Raw genomic sequence first — 7,708 nt, 5'->3', positions numbered from 1 at the left:
TTCAAGGGCGCCATCGCCAGCAAGCCGGCTCCTACAATCAATACTCCCCGCAATACAATGTTCGTAAATTTTCCTTTATCGGCCCTTCGATGAGTATTTTCAATCGAAGCTGACTGGCTGTGCGCGTCTTTATGGGCTAGTATTTTCGCAAATGAACATTAATGTTCGAATTCAAATACAGAACATCAAAGAATTCCGAGGCCGAGCCGATGCCCACTTCCACCTTGCCCACGCCCCCTCTCGCTGAGGTCTACGATATCGCCGTCATTGGCGGCGGGATCAATGGCGTGGGGATCGCAGCGGATGCCGCCGGCCGTGGTCTATCGGTGTTCCTTTGCGAAAAGGATGATCTGGCCAGCCATACCTCTTCGGCCAGCAGCAAGCTGATTCACGGCGGCCTGCGCTATCTCGAACATTACGAGTTTCGTCTGGTGCGTGAAGCGCTGGCTGAACGTGAAGTGCTGCTTGCCAAGGCCCCGCATATCGTCAAGCAAATGCGCTTCGTGCTGCCACACCGCCCGCACCTGCGCCCTGCGTGGATGATTCGCGCCGGCCTGTTCCTCTATGACAACCTGGGCAAGCGCGAGCAACTGCAAGGTTCGAAAAGCCTGAAGTTCGGCCCCGACAGCGCACTGAAAAGCGAGATCACCAAAGGCTTCGAATACTCCGATTGCTGGGTCGACGACGCACGCCTAGTGGTGCTGAACGCCATGGCCGCCCGGGAACAAGGCGCTCACGTTCACACCCAGACCCGCTGCGTCAGCGCGCGTCGCACCAAGGGTCTGTGGCACCTGCATCTGGAACGCGCCGATGGCAGCCTGTTTTCGATCCGCGCCAAGGCATTGGTCAATGCGGCCGGACCATGGGTTGCGAAGTTCATTCGTGATGACCTGAAGATGGAATCGCCTTACGGCATCCGCCTGATCCAGGGCAGTCACCTGATCGTGCCAAAACTGTACGAAGGCGAACACGCGCATATCCTGCAAAACGAAGATCAGCGCATCGTGTTCACCATTCCGTACCTGAACCGCTTCACCCTGATCGGCACCACCGACCGCGAGTACACCGGCGATCCGGCAGCCGTTGCGATCACCGACGGCGAAACCGATTACCTGCTGAACGTGGTCAATGCCCATTTCAAAAAGCAGATCAGCCGCGACGATATCCTGCACAGCTATTCCGGTGTGCGCCCGCTGTGCAACGACGAGTCCGACAACCCGTCGGCCGTGACCCGCGATTACACCCTGGCGCTGTCTGGCGCGGGCGAAGAGGCGCCGTTGCTGTCGGTGTTCGGTGGCAAGCTCACCACCTATCGCAAACTGGCCGAATCGGCGCTGGCGCAACTGGCACCGTACTTCAAGCACATCAAGCCGAGCTGGACCGCCAGCGCCACGTTGCCGGGCGGTGAGGACATGACCACCCCGCAAGCCTTGAGCTCGCGCATCCGCGACAAGTTCGACTGGGTACCGAGCGAGATCGCTCGCCGCTGGGCCACCACCTACGGCAGCCGCACCTGGCGCATGCTCGAAGGCGTACAGGACCTCGGCGATCTGGGCGAGCACATCGGCGGCGGTCTCTACACCCGTGAAGTCGACTATCTGTGCAGCGAAGAATGGGCAACCAGCGCCCATGACATCCTCTGGCGTCGCAGCAAGCTCGGCTTGTTCACCACGGTCGCCGAGCAGGACAAGCTCAAGGACTACCTGAACCAGGTCGAACAGAACCGCAGCAAGATCGAAGCGGCCTGATCGGCAACCGATACAAACAAAAGCCCCTGAATCGCGAGATTCAGGGGCTTTTTCGTATCGATGGATTTCAGTCGCGCAAATCCGATTCGTGTATGGGTTGCTCGCGGTGAGTCGCCCGCTGGTACTGCGCGGGCCACGCGGCCTTGTGCCCACCCAGGTCGTCATCGGCATGCAGCGCCCAGTACGGATCGCGCAACAACTCACGGGCCAGGAAGATGATGTCCGCCTGACAGGTGCGCAGGATGTGCTCGGCCTGGGCCGGTTCGGTGATCATGCCAACGGTGCCGGTGGCCATGCCCGACTCTTTGCGCACACGTTCGGCGAAGCGGGTCTGGTAACCGGGGCCTGTGGGAATCTCGGCATTCACCGCCGTCCCGCCCGACGAAACGTCGATCAGGTCCGCCCCCAGGTTTTTCAGACGACGCGCCAGCTCCACGGTTTCATCCGGGTTCCAGCCGTCTTCCACCCAGTCGGTGGCCGAGACCCGGACAAACACCGGCAACTCTTCAGGCCAGACCGCACGCACCGCTTCGGTGACCTGCAGCACCAGCCGAATGCGATTTTCGAAGGAGCCGCCATATTGATCGCGACGCTGATTGCTCAACGGCGACAGGAACTGATGCAGCAGGTAACCATGGGCGGCGTGCACTTCGACCACCTTGAAACCGGCGGTCAGGGAGCGTTTTGCCGCATCGACAAAGGCCTGGATCACCTGGGCGATCTCGCCTTCATCCAATTGTCTGGGTTGGGTGTGCTGCGGGTCGAACGCAATCGGCGAAGGTCCGACTGGCACCCAGCCGCCCTCGTCGGGTTTGACGCTGCCATGCTTGCCGAGCCAGGGCCGGTAGGTACTGGCCTTGCGCCCGGCATGGGCCAGTTGAATGCCAGCAACGGCCCCCTGGGCGGTGATGAAACGGGTGATGCGTTGCAGAGGTTCGATTTGCTCGTCATTCCACAGACCAAGGTCCTGAGCGGTGATTCGCCCGTCGGCGGTCACCGCCGTGGCCTCGGTAAACACCAGCCCGGCGCCGCCGACAGCACGGCTGCCGAGGTGGACCAGGTGCCAGTCATTGGCCAGGCCATCGGCACTGGAATACTGGCACATCGGCGATACCGCGATGCGGTTGGGCAGGGTCAGTTGGCGCAGGGTAAAGGGTTCAAGCAGCAGACTCATGGGGCACCTCTCGAATCAGTGGGCAGGCTCCAGGTTCTGTTTGAATAGTCGACGAGTGACAGGAAAAAGGTACAGCACCCGCCCCCGCGGGCAAAAAATTCGACAAGACGTCACAAGGCCAAAATCAAGCAGTGTTTAGAGCCTAGTCGACATCGGGGGATGTCGCCCTCACAGGTGTCGGATCAACGCGGTTCGATGTGGGCAATCATCAATTGAACCGTCTCATTGCCACGAAACTCGTTGAGGTCGAGTTTGTAGGCCAGCTCCACCCATTTGATGGTCGGATTCGGCCAGATATCGCGGTCGATCCCGAAGGCAATGCCGTCGAGCTTCACCGAACCACATTCGCTTTTCAGCACGACCTTGAGGTGCCGTTCGCCCACCACCCGCTGCTCGACCAACTGGAACACCCCATGAAACAACGGCTCAGGGAAGTGCTGCCCCCAAGGGCCGGCATGCCGCAGGGCGCGGGCCAGTTCCAGGTGAAACTCTTCCACCGCCAGGGTGCCGTCCGACAGCAGACGGCCAGTCAGGTCTTCTTCGCGCAGTTGCCGACGCACTTCAGCGTCAAAGGCTTCGGCGAACAAGGGGAAGTTCGCCTCCGGCAGCGTCAGCCCGGCCGCCATCGCGTGGCCGCCGTACTTGGTGATCAGATTCGGATGCTGCGCCGCCACCACGCTCAGGGCGTCGCGAATGTGAAAGCCCTGCACCGAACGTCCCGAGCCCTTGAGCAAGCCATCTCCGGCATCGGCAAAGGCGATGGTCGGGCGGAAATAGCGCTCTTTCATCCGCGACGCGAGGATACCGATGACGCCCTGATGCCACTCCGGATCGAACAGGCACAAGCCGAACGGCATCGACTCCACCGGCAAATCCTTGAGCTGGGCCAGCGCTTCACGCTGCATGCCCTGCTCGATGGATTTTCGATCCTGGTTCATACCGTCCAATTGAGCCGCCATTTCACGCGCCAGCCCCGCGTCTTCGGTCAGCAGGCATTCGATGCCCAGGCTCATGTCATCCAGGCGCCCTGCCGCGTTCAGGCGCGGACCGACGATGAAACCGAGGTCGGTGGAGGTGATGCGCGCATGGTCGCGCTTGGCTACTTCGAGGATCGCCTTGATCCCCGGCCGGGCACGTCCGGCGCGAATCCGTTCCAGGCCCTGATGCACCAGAATCCGGTTGTTGGCATCCAGCGGCACCACGTCGGCCACACTGCCAAGAGCCACCAGATCCAGCAGTTCGCCGATATTCGGCTGTGGCTTGCTTGTGTACCAGCCGAGCTCGCGCAACCGCGCACGCAAGGCCATCAATACGTAGAAAATCACCCCGACACCGGCCAGCGCCTTGCTCGGGAATTCGCAACCGGGCTGGTTCGGATTGACGATGGCATCGGCCAGCGGCAGTTCGTCACCCGGCAAGTGGTGGTCGGTGACCAGCACCTTGAGCCCGGCCTTTTTCGCCGCGGCCACGCCTTCAACGCTGGAGATGCCATTATCGACGGTAATCAGCAAATGCGGCTGTCGCTCCAGCGCAACGGCGACGATTTCCGGTGTCAGGCCGTAGCCGTAGTCGAAGCGGTTCGGCACCAGGTAGTCGACATGTGCCGCCCCCAGCAAACGCAGACCCAGCGTGCCCACGGTGCTGGCCGTCGCGCCGTCGGCATCGAAGTCGCCAACGATCAGAATGCGCTGGCGCTGTTCGAGCGCAGTCACCAGCAGGTCAACCGCGGCGTCGATACCCTTGAGCTGCTGGAACGGAATCAACCGCGCCAGGCTCTTGTCCAGTTCTGCCTCGGATTGCACACCCCGCGCCGCGTACAGGCGGGTCAGCAGTGGCGGAATATCACCGAGGAATGGCAGGGTGTCGGGCAGCAGGCGGGGTTCGATGCGCATGGGGTGACGGGAGCTTCTCTTGAATACGTAGGATAAAAACCGGGTGACACGCTAAAGCGGAAAAAAATCAGCCGCGTTCGCCGCTAAGCCACTGCAACTGGACTTCGTGCTGACCACGGTCGTCGGTGACGAAAATCGTCCCTTCGCTGATCATCACGTCCCACTTGATGACGCGCGGCATGTCTTTGGCCAGGGTTTCCAGGACTTCCTGCGGAACAGCCGCGATATGTACGTTTTTCAGATTCTTGATCGCCGGGATCACTTTGCCTTCCCATACACGCAGGCTGCCATAGGCCAGCAGGCTGGTGCGTTCAGTGCGGCGCGAACACCAGGTCAGGCGCTCGGCATCCGGCTGGCCGACTTCGATCCAGTGCAGAACGCGGTCATCCAGGCTTTTTTCCCACAAGGCTGGTTCATCCACTTCCGACAGACCACGGCCGAACGACAGCTGTTCGTTGTACCAGAGGGCGTAGGCCAGCAGGCGCACGGTCATGCGCTCTTCGGTTTCCGAAGGGTGACGGGCGATGGTCTGCTTCACGCTCTCATAGACGCTGCGGTCGAGGTCGGTGAGGTTCAGTTCAAACTTGTAGGTCGTGGACGGCTGGGCCATGAACGGGCTTCTTGATACGAGGAAAGGCGGCAAGTCTAACCGATGCGACGGGCAATCCACGAATTGAAGGTGATCAACCTGAAGCGCCTGACAGTCGGCTATGTTAAAACGCTGTATTCGCTCATCCCTTGTCCAGCAGGATCCCGCATGCCGTTCACCGCCAAACCGCTTTCCGGTCTGAAAGTCATCGAATTGGGCACCTTGATTGCCGGCCCGTTTGCCTCGCGCATTTGCGCTGAATTCGGGGCCGATGTGATCAAGATCGAATCCCCGGACGGCGGTGATCCGTTGCGCAAATGGCGCAAGTTGTATGAAGGCACTTCGTTGTGGTGGTTCGTCCAGGCCCGCAATAAAAAGTCCCTGACCCTCAACCTCAAGCACCCCGACGGCCTGGCGATCCTCAAACAACTGCTGGGTGAAGCCGACATCCTGATCGAGAACTTTCGTCCCGGCGTCCTGGAAAAACTCGGCCTGGGCTGGGATGTCCTGCACGCCTTGAACCCGAAACTGGTCATGGTGCGGCTGTCGGGATTCGGCCAGACCGGCCCGATGAAAGATCAGCCCGGCTTTGGTGCGGTCGGAGAATCCATGGGCGGCCTGCGTTATATCACTGGCTTCGAAGACCGGCCGCCCGTGCGCACCGGCATTTCCATCGGTGACTCGATTGCCGCGCTCTGGGGCGTGATCGGCGCGCTGATGGCCCTGCGTCATCGCGAGGTCAACGGCGGCCAGGGGCAAGTGGTGGACGTGGCCCTGTATGAAGCCATCTTCGCGATGATGGAGAGCATGGTTCCGGAGTTCGATGTGTTCGGCTTCATCCGCGAACGCACGGGCAATATCATGCCCGGCATTACCCCCTCCTCGATCCACACCAGTGCCGACGGCAAGCACGTACAGATCGGTGCCAATGGCGACGCCATTTTCAAACGCTTCATGCTGATCATTGGCCGGGAAGACCTGGCCAACGACCCACTGCTTGCCAGCAATGATGGCCGCGATGCCCGACGCGACGAGCTTTACGGTGTCATCGATCGCTGGGTCAACTCGTTGCCGCTGGACACCGTGCTGGCGCTGCTCAATCAGGCCGACGTGCCGGCCAGCCGGATCTTCAGTGCCGAGGACATGTTCAATGATCCTCAGTACCTGGCGCGGGAAATGTTCCTGCAGGCCAAGCTGCCGGACGGCAAAGACTTCAAGATGCCGGGGATTGTGCCGAAACTCTCAGAGACACCCGGTGAATGTGAATGGGTCGGGCCACAACTGGGTGAGCACAACGCACAGGTACTCCAGGAACTTGGCTATGACGCGTCGCAGATCGCACAGTTGCGCAAAGACGGAGCCATCTGATCTGAGGCGCCTGCCTGCAGGGGCGATCGGGTGCTGCCCGTCGCGCGGCGGCTGGCTGCTTTGCGTGCTGGCGACTTTGCTCCTGCTCCTTGGACCGGTCCCGTCAGCCTTGGCGCAAACCAGGGAAACCCTGATCTGGCTCAAGCGTGACCTGCCACCCCTGACGATTTTCGACGGACCGAAAAAGGGTCAGGGCGTTATCGATCAATTGCTCCCACTGTTGATTGCGGGCATGCCGCAATACCAGCACAGCGTGATGAGGGTCAATCGCGCGCGTGGGCTGCAAATGCTTCACGAGCCGGCCCTGGTCTGCGACGCGGCGCTGAACTGGAGCAAGGAGCGCGAACAGTGGATTGCCTTTTCCATCCCGGTCTTCCGGGCCATGAGCAATGGCCTGGCCGTGCGGCGCGTCGATCAGAAGGTGCTCGCCCCCTTTATCAAGGACGGCGAAGTGGACCTCGTAGAGTTGCTCGCCAGTGGCAGCGAAAAACTGGGGGTTATTGCCGAGCGCAATTACGGCGAATACCTCGACGGGCTGCTCAAGCAAGCGCCAGCCGACGTGCTCATGCCTCATTACGGCAACGACGCCTTGGGCAGCCTCCTGCAAATGCAGCGCCTTGGGCGTTTGCGCCTGCTGTTGGGCTATCGACCGGAAATCCGCTACCAGGCTTCACAGCAAGGCATCGCCGAGGATGAGCTGCAGTTCTATCCGATCCGTGGCACGGGTAAATACCTGTCCGGCTACATTGGTTGCACCAACACGCCGAAGGGCCACCAGGCCATCGTCGAAATCAACCAGGTGCTGCGCACCCTGCCCCGCGAACGCCTTGATGAGGCTTACGCCGCCTGGCTGGATCCCGAAAGCCGCAGCGATTACCTGAAAGACACCAAGGCGTTTTTCGACGATCTGGCACAGCCATGACAAATTCCGGGCAAA

6 protein-coding genes are annotated in these 7,708 nt (G+C 60.8%); 3 read left to right on the top strand and 3 right to left on the bottom strand.

Going from position 1 to position 7,708, the window contains the following annotated elements; genetic code table 11:
* Positions 1-209 precede the first annotated feature (209 nt).
* On the top strand, positions 210-1,748 hold the full coding sequence (gene glpD / locus EI969_RS08275; RefSeq protein ID WP_160387035.1) for a glycerol-3-phosphate dehydrogenase: 1,539 nt from the start codon (positions 210-212) through the stop codon (positions 1,746-1,748).
* Between the two features lie 67 nt (positions 1,749-1,815).
* Here glpD and EI969_RS08270 read toward each other — a convergent pair whose 3' ends face one another.
* The 3 genes from EI969_RS08270 to EI969_RS08260 form a co-directional block, all read right to left on the bottom strand.
* On the bottom strand, positions 1,816-2,922 hold the full coding sequence (locus EI969_RS08270) for an NADH:flavin oxidoreductase/NADH oxidase (protein WP_160387034.1): 1,107 nt from the start codon (positions 2,920-2,922) through the stop codon (positions 1,816-1,818).
* A 182-nt stretch (positions 2,923-3,104) separates the two neighbouring features.
* Positions 3,105-4,814, bottom strand: a complete 1,710-nt coding sequence (recJ, locus tag EI969_RS08265; protein WP_160387033.1) for a single-stranded-DNA-specific exonuclease RecJ — start codon at positions 4,812-4,814, stop codon at positions 3,105-3,107.
* 67 nt (positions 4,815-4,881) lie between these two features.
* Complete coding sequence (locus EI969_RS08260) at positions 4,882-5,424, bottom strand: YaeQ family protein (protein ID WP_160387032.1); 543 nt, start codon at positions 5,422-5,424, stop codon at positions 4,882-4,884.
* 147 nt (positions 5,425-5,571) lie between these two features.
* Between EI969_RS08260 and EI969_RS08255 the strand changes: the two genes are divergently transcribed.
* Both EI969_RS08255 and EI969_RS08250 read left to right on the top strand, forming a co-directional pair.
* Positions 5,572-6,771: a CaiB/BaiF CoA-transferase family protein gene (locus EI969_RS08255; RefSeq protein ID WP_160387031.1), complete on the top strand. Its 1,200-nt coding sequence runs from the start codon at positions 5,572-5,574 to the stop codon at positions 6,769-6,771.
* Positions 6,725-7,693, top strand: coding sequence for a TIGR02285 family protein (locus EI969_RS08250; protein ID WP_160387030.1), 969 nt, complete (start codon positions 6,725-6,727; stop codon positions 7,691-7,693). Before EI969_RS08255 ends, EI969_RS08250 begins: the two co-directional genes overlap by 47 nt.
* Positions 7,694-7,708 lie beyond the last annotated feature (15 nt).

The organism is Pseudomonas sp. PB101 (genome assembly GCF_009764265.1).
Classification (GTDB): domain Bacteria; phylum Pseudomonadota; class Gammaproteobacteria; order Pseudomonadales; family Pseudomonadaceae; genus Aquipseudomonas.
This window is presented reverse-complemented; position numbering and strand designations above follow the sequence as displayed.

Bases quoted from the DNA above. Each gene is read 5' to 3' on its own strand.
- EI969_RS08260 (WP_160387032.1), bottom strand. From the start codon at position 5,424: ATGGCCCAGCCGTCCACGACCTACAAGTTTGAACTGAACCTCACCGAC.
- EI969_RS08270 (WP_160387034.1), bottom strand. From the start codon at position 2,922: ATGAGTCTGCTGCTTGAACCCTTTACCCTGCGCCAACTGACCCTGCCC.
- EI969_RS08250 (WP_160387030.1), top strand. From the start codon at position 6,725: ATGACGCGTCGCAGATCGCACAGTTGCGCAAAGACGGAGCCATCTGAT.
- glpD (WP_160387035.1), top strand. From the start codon at position 210: ATGCCCACTTCCACCTTGCCCACGCCCCCTCTCGCTGAGGTCTACGAT.
- EI969_RS08255 (WP_160387031.1), top strand. From the start codon at position 5,572: ATGCCGTTCACCGCCAAACCGCTTTCCGGTCTGAAAGTCATCGAATTG.
- recJ (WP_160387033.1), bottom strand. From the start codon at position 4,814: ATGCGCATCGAACCCCGCCTGCTGCCCGACACCCTGCCATTCCTCGGT.